The sequence below is a fragment of the Rugamonas aquatica genome, from assembly GCF_009380215.1.
Taxonomy (GTDB): domain Bacteria; phylum Pseudomonadota; class Gammaproteobacteria; order Burkholderiales; family Burkholderiaceae_D; genus Rugamonas; species Rugamonas aquatica_B.
Genome location: NZ_WHUG01000004.1, coordinates 216,461 through 231,319, shown reverse-complemented (window position 1 = coordinate 231,319; position 14,859 = coordinate 216,461). Strand labels below are relative to the sequence as shown.

Here is a 14,859-nt window from a genome sequence, read left to right as displayed (position 1 = left end):
GACGAAAAAAGCAACTATACGTGCTTAAGCTGCCCGCCATCTACACAGATTGTCACAACCGCGCAGAAGGAGAACCCGCCGCCCCGCCGCTTTCCTGCGCTATGATCGCGCCATGTCCCGATCCGAACGCCTGCTCAAGCTGCTGCAAGTCCTGCGACGCCACCGCGGCCCCGTGAGCGGCCAGGTGCTGGCCGTCGAAACCGGCGTCAGCATCCGCACGCTGTACCGCGACATCGCCAGCCTGCAAGCCCAGGGCGCCGCCATCGAGGGCGAGCCCGGCGTCGGCTACGTCATGCGGCCCGGCTTCATGCTGCCGCCGCTGATGTTCGGGCAGGAAGAGATCGAGGCGCTGGTGCTGGGCATGCGCCTGGTCGCCGACAGCGGCGACCGGCAACTGGCGCAGGGCGCCCTCGGCACCCTGGCAAAGATTGCGGCCGTGCTGCCGCCCGACATGCGGCGCGAGCTGGACGCGTCGGCCCTGCTGGTCGGCGCCGGCCGCAAGGCCTTGCACACGCCGGTCCAGCCCGACCTGCTGCGCACGGCCATCCGCAGCGAGCACAAGCTCAGGATCAGTTACCGCGACCCGGCAGGCGCCGTCTCGCAGCGCGTGGTCTGGCCCTACGCGCTGGTGTACTTCGACCAGACGCGCGTGGTGATGTGCTGGTGCGAGCTGCGCGACGGCTTCCGCAACTTCCGCTCCGACCGCATCACCGAGGCGGCGCTGCTGGACCAGCGCTACCCCAGGCACCGCCAGGCCCTGCTGAAGGAATGGCGCCGCACCGAATTCGTCGCAGGCCGCAGCATACTGCCAGAAACTGACAGTAGCGATCCATAGAATGGCGACTCCTTCAACACACAGAAAGCGTCATCATGTCAGTCCAGGCCAGCACCCACCTCAACTTCCGCGGCGATGCCCGCCAGGCCCTCGGCTTCTACCAGGCCGTGTTCGGCGGCGCCGTGGATATCGTCACCTACCAGGATGCGGGCAACGTCCGCACGCCGTCGGACGCCAACCAGGTCATGTGGGGCCAGGTGACGGCCGACCTGCCGTGGCATCAGGGCGAGAACGCCTTTTTCGTCGTGGTGGGCGGCGAGACGGCGGAAGAAATCACCGCCTGCTGGGACAAGCTGAGCGAAGGCGCGACGATCACGCAGCCGCTCACGCCCTCGCAATGGGCGCCGCTGTTCGGCATGCTGAAAGACCGCTTCGGCGTCAACTGGGTGTTGAACGTGGCCGCCGGCCGCTAGATCGTCAAACGCTGTCGGACGCCACCGGCAGCGCCTCCAGCTTCCAGCGCAGCATGCCGCCGGCCAGGTTGGCGACCTGGGCGAAGCCGGCCTTGGCCAGCAGCACGCTGGCCTGCGCCGAGCGCACGCCCGAGCGGCATACCGCCACCACCGGCCGTTCGCGGTCCAGTTCACCCACGCGGTCCATCAACTGCGACAGCGGCACCAGCCGCGCGCCCTGCAGATGGCCCAACTGGTCGATGAACTCCGGCGCCTCGCGCACATCGACGATCTGCACCTGGTTCAGATGCTCCAGCAACGCCATCGGTTCGATTTCCCACACGCCGCTGAAACGCAGCGTCAGCGGCGCCCAGGACGGCGTGTCCGGCACCGGCGCATTGCCTTCGGGCTGGCCGCAGCGCATATTGGCCGGCACCGCCACGGCGATCAGCTTGGGATGCGGCAGGTGCAGATTGTTCATATGCCCGGTGAAGTCGCCCACATCGACATCGCCGCCCAGGCGCGGATTGAAACGGCGCTCCTCGGCCACGCTGGTGACGGTGATGCCGCGATAATCGTGTGCCGGATACAGCAGGCAGCCATCGGGCAGCGTCAGGATCTGCTCGCGCACCGACGCGAACAGCTGCTGCGCGCTGCCCTGCTGGAAATCGGTGCGGCCGCAGCCGCGTATCAGCAGGCTGTCGCCGGTGAAGGCCATGCTTTCGTCGTCCAGCACATAGGTCAGGCAGCCGTTGGTGTGGCCGGGCGTGGCGCGCACGGTCAGGTGTCGGCTGCCGAAGGCGATGCGGTCGCCGTGGCGCAGCGGGCGGTCCGCCAGCTCGGCGCCCGCCGCCGCCGCCAGCGCGATGCCGCTGCCGCAGCTTTGATGCAGGCGCCAGGCGCCGGTGACGTGGTCCGCATGCACATGCGTATCGAGCGTCGCCAGCAGACGCAAGCCCAACTCCCTCAGCAGCGCCTGGTCGCGCGGCACCAGTTCGTAGACCGGATCGATCAGCAGCGCCTCGCCGCTGTCGCCCAGCAGATAGGTGTAGGTGGAGGAAGTGGGGTCGAAAAGCTGGCGAAAAATCATATGGGCTAACGTCAAAAGGGATGGATCGAAAGACTGCGGCCCTACCGGCTGGGCCGCAGCCCTCAAGCTTAGACCGCTTGCCGGGGGCAGCGCAAGTGGAGCCTGCCTCTAAGCCCGGATAAAGATGCGTTCTATCGCCATAAACACCGCCCCCCGCGGACGTAACCATCGCACGTCGACACTAAACGTCGCATACTCCTCCGGGAACCAGACACGGCTCTGCAACGCGTCGCCCGGCTGCAAGCTCACGAAGCTCTGGAATGGATAGCGCACCGGCTGCGGCTGGCCCTGCCGGCTGACGAACTGCTCCTGAAATACCGTCAGGCTGAACGGCATATCGTAGGCCAGTCCTGCGCTCTCCTTCGCCAGGATGGTTGCGCTGTGATGCTCGCCCACCCATAGTTTCGCTTCAAACAACAAGCGGTCCAGCACCGTTCTGGCGCTCAGCACCTGCCCTATCCACTCCGGCGGCAAGGCAAAAACGTGGAAATCCCCCGGGGCCAGGCGCCAGTGGCCGGGGCCATTAGCGGCGGCGGTGGCGATATGCTGGGTAGTCGGCATGCTGGCCTGATCGGTCGCCTGCCAGAAGACCTCGGAAAATGGCGCAGGACGCCGGCCCTGATGCGCACCGCAGGTCGGCGACCAGGCATCCAGCGGCATGTTGCGGCTCTGGCTCAGCGACACATCCCACCCGGTCCAGGCATCCAGCGCCACCGAGACGACCAGGTAGGCGACCATGATCCTGGCGCCGTCCGCCGGTTGCGCGACCGGCGTGAACAGCGCGACATGGCGTATGCGTTGCAGGAATTCCTGGCCACCGGCCTTGGCGCCCAGGCAGAAATCGCCCGGCGTGGCGCCCTCCTTGAGCAGCCGCAACAGAACCGCATCATCCTGCAGCGACGGCGCTGTTTCGGTCCGCGCCAGAGTTGCAAGCTGCTGGTAAAACGGCAGGTTGTTCAACAGCGTCCTGTCGCACAGATCGGCCGCCGCACTCGTCCCCCTGGGCGCATCAAGAAAGTCGCGCAGCGAACGCTCTGCCGCTGACGCCAGCGCCGGCGTCGGGGCATGCTTTGCGTTGGCCACTTTCTCCGGGTCCAGGGCCTGCTTCAAGCCTTCGCGGTTGCGCAAGCCGCGCAGGAAAAAGCCATCGTTGTTGAAGGCGTCGCTGGCGATCCCCGCGCTACCTTCCTCATCGCCGCTGACGCGGTACACAAAATGCACCAGCTGTTGATCAACCGTCAGCGCGACATCCCACGCGCCCGGCCGCCGGAAGCCGGCCACAGCCAGATCGGCCGCCCCGGCCTTCGGGCCGGCACCGCTCGACAGGCCATCCAGGGTCCAGCCCTGGTTCTGGCCGGTGCCCAGCGTCGCCAGGGCGCTGGTCAACTCGTCGCGCGTGCCAGACCACAGCAGCTCCGGCGGCGCGACGATGTTGCGCGAAGCCAGGCGCAGTTCGCGTGGCAAGTCGGCCGCCAGCTGGTTCTCGTCGCGGGCGGGCACCAGCGGAGCACGCGCCGTCCACCCCTGCTGGACGGCCTCGGTATCCACCATCGCTTCAAACGTCTCGAACTTTTGTCCGGCACGGTTGACTTCAAAGGCATTGTCATAACGTGCGTCGTCCAGCACTTCCAGATACCCGATCTGCGATAGCGGTCCGGACGCCCCCGGGCTGCCGGCCGCCACCAGCTGCTTCCAGCCAACCACGACGTCGACCTGCGCCGTCGCATCATGGAGCTCGGGGCGGATCTGGCGCGTGAAGCCGGCGCGCGCCAGGGTGCCCGGCGGCGGCGACGACTGCGCGGACGAGGCGGCAAAGGCCATCCGGGTCAGCAGCAAGGCCTTGGCATCCGCGAACAAGGCCATATCCTCCAACAACATCCGCTCGACAGCCAGGCTTAGCTGGCCGAGCTGGGTGGCCGGGTCGCCACAGGAGACCGCCATCTCGCCCACTTCCGCCGCCACATCCGGCGAGCGGTGGTCGGGCTGCGGCGCCAGCAGTTCGCGCACGATGGTGGAAACCAGCTGCGGCAACGGGCCTGTCCACTGATCATGGTCGCGCTGGCCCAGGGCGGCAATCCGCGCAAACCGGGCCTGCCACGCTTGCGCGTCGGAGCCGCTCGCCCATTGTTCAAACGCCAGATCGACCGTATCCCGCAAGTTGACCATCACCCGCTGCAGCGCCTCTTGCGCAAGCGAACCGAGCTGAGGATGGCGCGCGCAGGGCGCAAAGCCCAGCGGCAGCAATTGCGCTTGCACCTCGAAGCCGCTGGCGGGCGGCGAGCCGTGCGGCACAAACCAGTCCGTTCCCTCCAGTTCGGCAATCACGCCCTGGCTGGCGCCGCGCTGCGTCGACGGCGGCAACTGCGGCGTGATGCTGTCGCTGCCGGCCTGCATGCTTGCTTGCCAGAGCCGGAAGGCCGCAACGATCTCGGCCCGGATCGGCTCCGGCAGGTCGTTGAGGTCCGCACCGGGGCCAAAGCCGAGCTGCGCCCAGGCGCCCCACAGCGTATCCGGCGCGACTTGCGCCAGGCCGGCCTGCGAGGTGATCGGCGCCAGTTGCATCTGCGCCGACGGCACGTTCCCGGCAGCCCGGGTGATCGTCAGGTCGATCCGCGCGACGTGGGCGGCGCTTCCCAGGCGCCAGTCCGCCCCGTCGACCGGAATGGTCAGCACCAGTGGCCGAAAGCCGGGTTGAGCCGTCAACAAGTCGGCGGTCCAGGACTTGAGGGCCTGGACCGCGGCGGCCGGCAGCGCCACCGGACGCGTGTCAAACCGCACCGCGTCGCGCCAGCGCCCCGAAAAGCCGTTGCGCGCCTGCAGCGCCGCCCCCGCCGCGCCGCCCCCCAACTGGCCGCCCAGGTCGAAGCAGCCATACTGAATCGCCAGCCCGAGCTGATCGGTGCCGGCCAGCTCGGCAACAGACCGCCAGGCGCTCATGGCCAGCGCTTCGCGGTCCCGCGGTCTGGGCAGCATGCGCAGCCGTTCTGGATCCAGCAGGTCCGCGTCAAAGCTGATGACGACCGTGCCCGCCGCATGATCGTAGCGGCACACCACGAAGCGCGGCGGCGCCGAGGCGAGCCCCGCCGTCGCCATGAAATCGGAGCACTCGGCCGCAGTCGGGTAGGCAATCGGCCAGTCAAACGCCGCGCCGCGTCGCAAGGCGAGCGCGCCGCCAGCGGCCGTCAGCGCCGGCATCGCGCTGGCATATGTATGTTCCAGCTCGATGGAGAAAGGTTCCGCGGCGGTCGTTTCCAACGCCGCAAACTTGACGTGGCGCTGCATCTGCTGCCACGTGATGGATGGAATATCACGGTCCGGAAGGCGAGTGTTGCCGGTCGCGTATTGCCTCAGGTCGTTCGGCTCACGCTGCCACTCGAAAAGCAGCGGTATCACCTGACGCCGATGCAATTCCCGCTCGGACTGACTGACCTGCTGGGCAAAGCGTACCCGCGTATCGAGCAACTCGCCGGTCGCCTGCCGTATGCGCACCGTGTTGTAGTTGACCAGATCGTCTTCATAGTCCTGCAGCGGGGTTTGGTTCGGCGAGCAGTTCGCCGCGCCGCCGGCCAGCGGCGCATAGACCCCGAGATACTGCTCGATCCGCAGGCGGCTGTTGGCCAGGGAAAACGTGTAATCGCCGAGGACCAAGGCGTCGACCGCCTCCGTCAGGGTGGCGGGCCCGTCGATCATCAGCGTCGTCACCGGCAGGTCGGCCCATTGCGGCGCGCTGGCGCGCCAGAACTGTTGCAGGGCCGCCGGCGTATGCACCCCAGCAGGCTTCCACAGCCACGCCGCATGCCGTCGCTCGACATCCTGGAAACCCAGCACCGCGCTCAGCGATACCGGCGCGCGCAAGTGCATCACGGCCGAACACGGCGGACAAGTGCGTGGCCCCGCCGGGTCCGGCTGTACCGCGTTCGCCGGCGGCACCGCCAGCACCCGGTACATGACCTGCGGCCCATCCCATGGCAGCGGCGCGCTGGCCAGCAATTCCAGCGTCCATCCATTGTCCAGTCTGGCGCTCTTGAACATCGCGGCCAGCCCCGCCTGGCCCTGTGCCGCCGCCAGCAAGCCGAGCAATTCGTCGCCGCCCTGGTCAGGATCGAACACCATCACCGTCGGCAGCAGGGGCTGGGCGCCGGTCATTCTCGGAAAGCGGCGATAAGGACTCAGCTTGCCCCGCACCGCGATCACCGGCGTCACGCTCATGGCGCCGGGTCCGGCCACGCCGGCCTGCTCTGGTGCGCGTATCTGAACCGCCGCCAGATTCTTGAGCAGCGGGAAATGCACCGTGCCCGCCGGCGACGACAGCTGGCGTTCCTGGCCCCCGCTCACGCCGTGCTCCCAGGCAGAGGGCAAGCTCGTCCCCACCTTCGTATAGGAACGCAAGGCTGGGCCAAAGTATGTGAGCGGGCTGGCTGACGTGGCGTCTACCGTCAACGCACTGCGCAACAGCACCGCCGGCGCTTCCAGCGCGCAGCGCAGCGTCGCCGCATAGCTGTCCTGAATCTGGCTGAAATACGGCACTTGAGCCAGGCTCGGGTCCGGCTTGGGAATCTGGAAGGCGTACAGCCGTGCGGCCGGGTCCGGCGCCTGCAGGTCGAGTGCCAGTCCATCCTTCACCAACCAGAGATCGATGCCGGTGATGCTGGCGATATTGCCGGCCACCGGCTTGCGGCCCAGCGGCAACATCTGGCCGCACAGCCAGAACAGATTGGTCTCGAGCTCGGCGCCGGGAGGCAGGCTGGCGCCCCATGCATCAGCCGGACGGAACAGCGGCAGTGCGGGTTTGGCCGGGTCGGCCTCGTTGCGGAACAGGCCGGTGATCTGCCGCTCATGCTGCCAATGGATTTTGGCGCCGGACTCCATACGCAACTCCAACCAGCCCGACAGTTGATCCTGTTCCGCGGCCGGGCTGGCGTCGTGCCTGGCGCGGACCGTTTCATTGAACCAGTAGGCGAAGGACTGCGCTGCCTGCGCCGGCGCGCCGGCGGCGGCCTTGGCCTGGTCCGGACCGCCGGGCAGCATCTGCTGCGAGGTGAGGCATCCGCGCGAGCGCGCGACGCGTACCCAGGTAGCCGGATCGGTCAAGCCGCGCGTGATGCGCAGCCAGACATCGACATTGGTCGGCAGGTTCACCGGAATGGCCCGGGTATCGCTATCGAGGCGGGCGACGCAGGCACCGGCCGGCACCGAGGGCGGCGTCATGGAGTAGCTGAAGCTGGTGTGTTCCCCATGCGGGTCGCTGGCCCATGCGCGGAAATCGTCGAGCCGGCCGTGCGGATGGTCGGCATCGACGCCAGGCGCCAGGATGTAGGAACGCAGGCAGAGCCACAGCTCGCCATCGCTGCGGTCCCAGCGGTGAAAAAAGATGTCGGGTACGAGGAGGATGTTAGGCATGGTTTAGAAAGTGAGTTGATGAGTGACCGGTATACTCAGCCCGACCCGGATGCTGCGGCACAGCTTGAACCAGCCGCCGCCGACGCAAGCCTCGGCCGAGGCGCTGACATACAGCTCCGCGCGCAAGGCCAGGGTCGTGGCGCCGCCCGCCTGCCAGCTCAGGGTCAGGCTGATTTCCGCCGAGGCGCAGACGTGGATCCGCACCGAAATCACCCACCAGTCGATCGCCCCCTCGCCTTCGACCAGCACGCCGCCGGCGCCGGACACGATCAGCGTTTGCAGATCGAGGCGATGGTCATGGATGCGCAACGCCGCCACGCCTTCGAGCACGGCATACAGGCCGATGCGCACCCAGGCCGTGAAGGTGCCGCCGCCGAAGGCCGCACCCAGCCCCCACTGGACGGCAAAGCCGGCGCTGATGGTCAGCAGCGTACCGCCGCCGGCGGCGTCATCCAGCCGGGTCTCGCGCTTGCGCAAATAAAACCCGGCCGACGCCTGGCCGGGGGTGACGATGGCGCCTATCGTGCGCAGCCATTCGCGCCCGCCGTTGGCGCCCGGCCACGGAAAGCCGAAGTCCACCATGAAGTCGCCGGAGGTATAGATTTCGAGGGCGACCACCCCGCCGGTGAAATGTATCGTGCCCAGCGTGACCGCCGGCAGCGTGGTGGAAATATAAAAATAATCCTCGCCGGGCGTCAGATTACGCCGGTAAATGCCGCAGAACGAGAAATCGTAGCCGAACCATTTCTTCAGTTCGTCGCCCCAGACCGATAGCCCGGCAAAGCCCGAATCCTGGATCAGCGCGCGGCCGCGCAGGCTGCCGCCCAACACCGTCAGGCCGGCGGCAAAGGTCCACCCTCTTCCGGCGACGTCAGTGGCCGGCCCGATCTTGCCCTGGTCCCACAGCAGCTCCAGTTGCTTGCCGGTGGCCAGGCCGGTGTCGGCATCGGCGCTGATCTGGTTGAGCGGCGGCGGCACCAGCAGGGTCTTGGCCACTTCGGGCGCGAAATCGACATTCTTGGCGACAAAGCCCCAGTCGAAAAACAGCAGGAATTTGTTGCCTTGGCTGGCAGGAAAATAGGCCCAGAACCCTTCGCCACCACCTTGCTCGCGACTGAAGAAGCCGCCCGAGGCATGGTCGAATATGGTGTAGCGCAACAGCTGGACGGTCGCGCCACCCAGCGTCAGGCTGGCGCCCTTAGGAGCGCCCGGCGCGCTCGGCAACGCCCCCAGCCTCAGGCGATCGATCTTGACCCTCAGGAACTGCAACAGGTCGAAGTCGAGGCCATCGAAGCCAAAGCCGCGCACGAACAACTCCCGCCCGCTCCCCAGGCTGGCAGTGGCCGGATCGAAGTTCAAGCCCAATCCCAGTTCAAGCGAGAAGCCCGACAGGCTGCGCGCGAACATCGCCGGCAAGCTGCCGAAATCGAGACGGCCGATGAAGACGAGATTCGGCAGCGCCGAGCGCCAGCCGGGCGTGCCGAGATTCAAGCTGCTCATGCCGGGGAAATCGAAGCCGCCGTTCCAGTTCAATGCCAGCTGGGACAGCTTCATCCTCAGCGCGTTGCCGAACAGTTCCACGTGCGGCAAGTCGAGATTGAACGACAGGCTGGGATAGGAAATCTTCAGCAGCCGCGGGTCCAGCCGGGGCGGCCCTGGTATGTCGATGCCCAGGTTGAGGAAGGCAATGCGGCGGCCCTCGATCTTGGAGAGGAACTGGCCGGCCAGCGAAAAATTGTCCGGCTTGCGCAGCTCGATCTCGCCGTTGATGCGTATCTGCGACTGCCGCCGGCCGTCGGCGGCGACCGTGTCCACCAGTTCCAGGCGCTTGAACCACACCCCTTCGAGGAAGCTTTCCTTGTCGGCATCCGCCGCTGCCTTGCCGATCGGATAAATCCGCGTCAGCGATTTACTGTCGGCGACGAACTGGAATTCCACCGGCGAATTCGGCGCGCTCGGATCGGTCTTGCGCGCGCTGCCCAGGACTTGGATGGCCAGATTGTTCAATGCCGCGCCGGCCGCCGCAGCCGCCGGGTGGCCCATGCCGAAAAAGGCCCGGAACTCCAGTTGCAAGGCCGCCTTGAAGGCCGTCATCTGCCCCTGCCGGAAGCGCATGTCGAGCAAGCTCGGCCACAGACTGACTTCCGACTCGGGCTTGTCGTAGACCGGCGGATGAGCTTGCTGGTCGTAGGGAGAACGCCAGCTCACCGCCGCCGACACCGCGCCGCTGTCGGCCGCCGTCCCCGTGTCGCCGCGTCGAGAACCGAGCGCCAGGAATTCCAGCCGCGGGCTGGTCGACTGTCCCAGCGGGATGGTCTGCTCCAGCGCGGTAAATTCGGAAAAGTCCAGCGGCACGGAAAACGCCACCAGTCCCACCCAGCTGGCCGCCAGCACCGCGGCGTCGGTCTCGGCGATGAGATCGATCACCTTGCCCAGCGCGGCCGGCGTCTGCGCGGCGGCCTGGGCGGGTGCATAAGCGGCCAGCTCCCGGAGTATGGCCTCCAGCCCGCGCTGCCGGCCCAGTTTGAGTATCGCAAACGGCAGCGCGTTGAGACGCGAGCCATCGTTCTTGAGCAGCCCCACCTTCACCGGCACCGCCATGTCGAGCTTGGTCATCAGCGTTTCCGGCCAATCCTTGAGCGCAAACGTGGCGGTGGCCGAGGGCAGCCTGGCGCCGTCCCAACACACTGAGTATTCGAAACCCGCCTCCAGCGGCGGCGTGGCCACCGACAGCGACAGGACGGCGGCGGCGCGCGCGCCGGCCGGCGGCGGCGCGGCCAGCTGCAGCGTCTTGACATGCTTTTCCAGCACCAGCGTCTGCATGGTCGCGGCCAGCGCGTCGCGCGGCATCAGCGCGACGATTTTTGGCAAGGCCCGGCCCTGGTTATCGCTGGCGTCGACCAGGCCGGTCTCGTGCACGCCGGCCATGGTCGCCAGCGCACACGCCTTGTACGAGGCATCGATCTCTTGGTTGGCGGCCGCCAGCGGCGCAGCGGCGCCATCGCGCCAGTTGGCCAGCGGAATGGCCGGCACGCCGCCCGACACGCCGCCGGGCGCTCCCCGAAACACCCATGGCTCGACATTGCCGTAGGCATCGCCGGGGCGCGGATAATGCAGCTCGGCCTCCGACAGCCGCAACCACGGCCGCGACTGTCCACACATGAGCTTGGCAGCGCGCCACTCGCGCGCCGGCAATGGCGCGTCCTTGTCGCTGGCGGCCACAGTGCGGACCAGCGCGGCGGCGGTGGCGCCGCTCAGGCGAAATTGCGCGCCCGGTATTACGCCGTGCATGGGCAACGGCGTCGTCTTGCCGGGCAGGCTGCCGTTCAGCCGTATCAGGCCGCCCAGCACCTCGGCGCCGGGACGCAGCACGGCGGCGCTCCACTGATCCTGGTCGGCGCCCGCGCTGCGACTGCGGCCGATGCGGAAGGCCAGCGGCAACGGCGTCGCGCACGACCATTCCTCCGCCTGGTTGCGCGAGTTCCATATCCCCATCAGGCGCAGCCGGATCGGCCGGCCGTCGAGCGGCGCCAGGTCCGCTTCGCTGAGCAAGGCCGTCGCGCCGCTGCCCGCCTTTTCAAACGTCAACCGCAGGCCGCACTGCAGCACCTCCAGGCCGGCCTCGGGCAGCGCCCCGGTGCGCGCGACGTTCAGGCACACCGGTGCAGCGTTGCCGGGCCGGGCGCGGAACTGCACCGCCAGCGGGGCTTGCGCGGCAAGCTCCTTGAACGAGCACGACAACGGCTGGCTAAACATTTCCAGCGCGCGGTTGGCATGACTTTCATTCGCCCTGGCGTTGCGCAGACGCGCGGTCAAGGCCTCTTGCGACAGGCTCAGGCTGCGCTGCTGCAGGTTGAGCGTCATGCTGCCCGGCCCCAGTTGCACTACCAACGGATTCTCGCTGCCCAGGCCGTCGGCAAGATCCAGGATAAAATAACGCTGCACCGACAACGGCACAATGACCGCGCCATCGGCGCCAAACTGCAGCGCCTGCCAGCTGCCGTCGGCAAACACGCCGGGGCCGATGCGGAAGCGGTACGCGCCGGGCTGGGTGGCGGGCTTGCCCATCCGGATGAACAGGCGGTTATCCGAGCGCATCAGCCTGAGCCTGCCCGCCGGTGCCGGCGCCACCTCCGTCCCGTCGCGGTCGAACTCCAACTCGATTTCAAGCTGATCGAGCTTGAACTTCAGTACTTCATCGTCCGTCCCCAGCCAATGGCGGCCGCCGCGCTGCTCGACGTACAGCACCCGCGCGCCCCACATGCCGGGCGCGGGCGGCGCGAAGTACTCGCGCGCGCCATCGACGGCGCCATCCAGCACCCACCCTAGAAATTCAAGCTTGGACATGACTTACCTCGCCAGCGTTATGCGATCACCAGGAGCCAGGATGACTTGCTCCTTCATCGAGTCGACGATGTACACGCCGCTGTGACGGCGCCATTCCTCGGACTGGTCCGGCATGAAATGCAGCGCCAGGCTCGGTCCGGATACCAGTTTGGAGGTGTCCACCGTGCCCGAAACGCGGGCATCCGCCAGATCGCGCAACGCGAGCGCCTGCGGCAGCCAGACCGCCGCGCGCTGCAGTTCAACCACCTTCTTGCCCGCGCCATGCTGGCGCTCGAACTGCGCCACGCTCATCGTCGACGGTACTTGCAACGCTTCGCGCACGCCCTCCAGGTGCAACTCGATCAGCATGTCGAAGTCAACAAAACCCTGGCTCAGCCTGTCGTCCTCGGGGCACGTGCCATCGCCCGGCGTTGCGGGAGGACACAACCGCCGCCCGGAGGAATCGAGCATGCTGCGGTACGCCGGCGGCCGGAACAGCAGCAGCGGGTCCGAACTGCTCAGCAACACCAGGTCGGCTCCCGGCGCCGGCGCCAGCGGCCACGACGCGCGCGGCATCAGCGACAGCCGTTTGAGCGTGAAATTGCACACCGCCAGCGACACCGTCTGGTAATGATGGCCGACATCCAGCGGATTGCCGGGCGCGGCTGCGCCGGCATAGATGGGAGCGGCATTGCGCCGGCTGCTCAAGCGCGCGCACAGCTGCCCGACATCCATCTTCAGGTTCAGTTCCGATGGCAGGGCGAACTGGAAAAAATCGTCCGGCCGTACCGAGGTCATATCGGTCAGCCATCCGCCCAGGTTGCCGCCGATCACAGGGACAGTTGTGACCGCATCGGGTGGAAACGGAAACGCCGAGGACGCGCTGCCCTCCGCCGGAACCTGCTCGTAATTTGGCCCGACATCCCGGTAGCTGACCTCCAGGCTGGTGACAAACGGTTCCAGCAAACGACTGCGGACCTTGGAAAAACTACACGCCTGGTTCGTGCCGTCTGCCTCGCCGCAGCCGGCCGCCCTGACCAGCTGCAGGTAATAGTCGGTATCCGGAGTGGCGGCTTCCTTCGGCAGCCTGGCGGCGCTCAGGAGATGACGGACCGCGACCAGGTCTGCGCGGCTCCAGTCGCGGTCGTCTCCGCAGGCGCCGGCCGACGGCAACTTCCACGGCCAGCGGCTGGCGATGGGCACGCCCTGCGCCGCATTGCGGTTGTAGTTGGTTTCTGTGACCAGCAAGGTCATGCCCGGCAAAACCTGGAGCGTGGTGCGCGATTTGCCTGTGGGCCGGCGCCATGGCGCGCCCTGCGGAGCGGTGCAATCGTCGTTACCCGCGGCGATATAGGGGTGCGGTGCAGGCAAGTCTGGAGGGGGCTTGAAATCCTTAGGCAATGGCAGATAGGACTGCGCCAGATAAAGCTGTTCTGGCCGGTCAAGCCGGTAACTGCTGCAGCCGGATAAAAGAAATGTCACAACCCATATCAATCCCAAGCTAACAAATTTCATTCCCGCTCCCCACTGTTGGTTTTTAAAAACGAACAATAAAACGGTTAAATCGAAATGCTTTCAGGCGACTGATATTAAGAGTATTCTTAATGTTTTGCAAAGGATAATTTCATGCTTACTCGTCGACAACTTATTGTTACGGGGATAGGGGCAAACTTTGCTCCGCTTATTGCCAAAGCCATTCCAATGCAACCATTGGAGAGAGAAAAATTACGCCGCATTAGCGAAGAATTGGGCGCGCATCCCAGTGTCATTACCAGCGTGCTGGATCGTTTTTCCACCCTGCTTCCCGAGGTCGAAGCGGTGTTGTCGGAGAGTCTCGTCGGCGACGATGGTTTTGTGTTCCGCACCGGCGACAACGGCGAGCAGCGCGGCAGATGGCGCCTTCAGGCGCTGGCGCCCGGCGCTGCGGCCAGTACCTCCCTGCAAGGGGTTGTAGGGCTGGGCTGCCCGAATCTGGCAGCCCGGCTCGCTGGCGGTGCCGCCTTGCAGTTCCGCACGGGATTGCGCATGGCAGGCTTGACCGCGATGTTGTACGAAGGTTTCGAGACCAGAATCTGTCTGCTTTCCGCGACATTCCAGGATGCGCACCCTGCTGCTGCGCTATTGATCAATTCCTGACGTCCCGAATAGAGGATGGAGCACGATTATTTAAATTCATATTCAACAGCGCTAATCCAACGTTTCAATCAAGGGAGAATGAAAATGTCAAATTGGTTCCGCTGCGTACTTTTCATTTTTGTTATTTTTTGTGAGAAATACGCATTGGCGCAATGCGTGAATTCTGCAACGCCGAGCTGCGGCGTATATACCCAGTGTTTTGCGAAATACTGCAATTGCTCCACATCATCGTCGGAATATTTTATCTCTTATGGTAAAAATTATTGCGAGCGTTTCTTGGGAAATACAAAATTTTCAAAGGAAGGCGAGAAATGGCGCAATGCGACATTAGTCTGCCTGCAGGAAGCCATCGTTCCCCATTTGGAAATTACCGAGCCGGTCAAGGCCTGCGATTGCCCGGCAATGCGCAAGGTGGCGATCGACTCGCATGTCGGCTGTTACACCCAGCCATCGAATTCGATATGCAACCTGCCCACCGAGGACTTGGTCGAGATCGGAAAGATCGTTGCGCTCAAGGATATTTTCTCAAAAGAGGGATGGGACACCATGAAACAGATCGCGGCCAAGTGCAAGACCACGGCCGGCTCTGCGGACAAGCGCGACCGTTGGGATACGATGAGCAAGGCGCTCAACGCCTATTAGTGCGCCAGGTGCCGGTTTCGTCCTTCTTCTGGAAAGAA

The 14,859-nt window shown here is 65.8% G+C and carries 8 protein-coding genes; 4 read left to right on the top strand and 4 right to left on the bottom strand.

Annotated features, from left to right (window positions below; all coding sequences use genetic code 11):
• The first annotated feature begins 112 nt into the window (after positions 1–112).
• Both GEV02_RS12305 and GEV02_RS12300 read left to right on the top strand, forming a co-directional pair.
• The gene (locus tag GEV02_RS12305) at positions 113–835 is read left to right on the top strand and encodes a helix-turn-helix transcriptional regulator (RefSeq protein ID WP_152838259.1); all 723 of its coding nucleotides are present in this window, start codon (positions 113–115) and stop codon (positions 833–835) included.
• A gap of 35 nt (positions 836–870) precedes the next feature.
• The gene (locus tag GEV02_RS12300; protein ID WP_152838258.1) at positions 871–1,248 is read left to right on the top strand and encodes a VOC family protein; all 378 of its coding nucleotides are present in this window, start codon (positions 871–873) and stop codon (positions 1,246–1,248) included.
• A 4-nt stretch (positions 1,249–1,252) separates the two neighbouring features.
• On the opposite strand, the gene GEV02_RS12295 is transcribed toward GEV02_RS12300, so the two are convergent.
• The 4 genes from GEV02_RS12295 to GEV02_RS12280 all read right to left on the bottom strand — a co-directional run bounded on the left by GEV02_RS12295 (position 1,253) and on the right by GEV02_RS12280 (position 13,558).
• Positions 1,253–2,317 carry an MBL fold metallo-hydrolase gene (locus GEV02_RS12295; protein WP_152838257.1) on the bottom strand — a complete coding sequence of 355 codons (1,065 nt, stop codon included), beginning with the start codon at positions 2,315–2,317 and terminating at the stop codon, positions 1,253–1,255.
• A 108-nt stretch (positions 2,318–2,425) separates the two neighbouring features.
• A complete protein-coding gene (locus GEV02_RS12290) occupies positions 2,426–7,717 on the bottom strand; it encodes a hypothetical protein (RefSeq protein ID WP_152838256.1) in 5,292 nt (1,763 codons plus the stop codon).
• Positions 7,718–7,720: 3 nt separating this feature from the next.
• Entirely contained in the window at positions 7,721–12,064 is a 4,344-nt protein-coding gene (locus GEV02_RS12285) for a hypothetical protein (protein WP_152838255.1), read from the bottom strand.
• A 3-nt stretch (positions 12,065–12,067) separates the two neighbouring features.
• Complete coding sequence (locus GEV02_RS12280; protein WP_152838254.1) at positions 12,068–13,558, bottom strand: hypothetical protein; 1,491 nt, start codon at positions 13,556–13,558, stop codon at positions 12,068–12,070.
• Positions 13,559–13,669: 111 nt separating this feature from the next.
• On the opposite strand from GEV02_RS12280, the gene GEV02_RS12275 reads away from it, so the two are divergent.
• A complete protein-coding gene (locus tag GEV02_RS12275; RefSeq protein WP_152838253.1) occupies positions 13,670–14,179 on the top strand; it encodes a hypothetical protein in 510 nt (169 codons plus the stop codon).
• 84 nt (positions 14,180–14,263) lie between these two features.
• Entirely contained in the window at positions 14,264–14,821 is a 558-nt protein-coding gene (locus GEV02_RS12270) for a hypothetical protein (protein ID WP_174999076.1), read from the top strand.
• The last annotated feature ends 38 nt before the right edge of the window (positions 14,822–14,859 follow it).

What these genes read in the sequence shown, in the direction of transcription:
- GEV02_RS12305 (WP_152838259.1), top strand. Translation starts at nt 113, where the DNA reads ATGTCCCGATCCGAACGCCTGCTCAAGCTGCTGCAAGTCCTGCGACGC.
- GEV02_RS12300 (WP_152838258.1), top strand. Translation starts at nt 871, where the DNA reads ATGTCAGTCCAGGCCAGCACCCACCTCAACTTCCGCGGCGATGCCCGC.
- GEV02_RS12295 (WP_152838257.1), bottom strand. Translation starts at nt 2,317, where the DNA reads ATGATTTTTCGCCAGCTTTTCGACCCCACTTCCTCCACCTACACCTAT.
- GEV02_RS12290 (WP_152838256.1), bottom strand. Translation starts at nt 7,717, where the DNA reads ATGCCTAACATCCTCCTCGTACCCGACATCTTTTTTCACCGCTGGGAC.
- GEV02_RS12285 (WP_152838255.1), bottom strand. Translation starts at nt 12,064, where the DNA reads ATGTCCAAGCTTGAATTTCTAGGGTGGGTGCTGGATGGCGCCGTCGAT.
- GEV02_RS12280 (WP_152838254.1), bottom strand. Translation starts at nt 13,558, where the DNA reads ATGAAATTTGTTAGCTTGGGATTGATATGGGTTGTGACATTTCTTTTA.
- GEV02_RS12275 (WP_152838253.1), top strand. Translation starts at nt 13,670, where the DNA reads ATGCTTACTCGTCGACAACTTATTGTTACGGGGATAGGGGCAAACTTT.
- GEV02_RS12270 (WP_174999076.1), top strand. Translation starts at nt 14,264, where the DNA reads ATGTCAAATTGGTTCCGCTGCGTACTTTTCATTTTTGTTATTTTTTGT.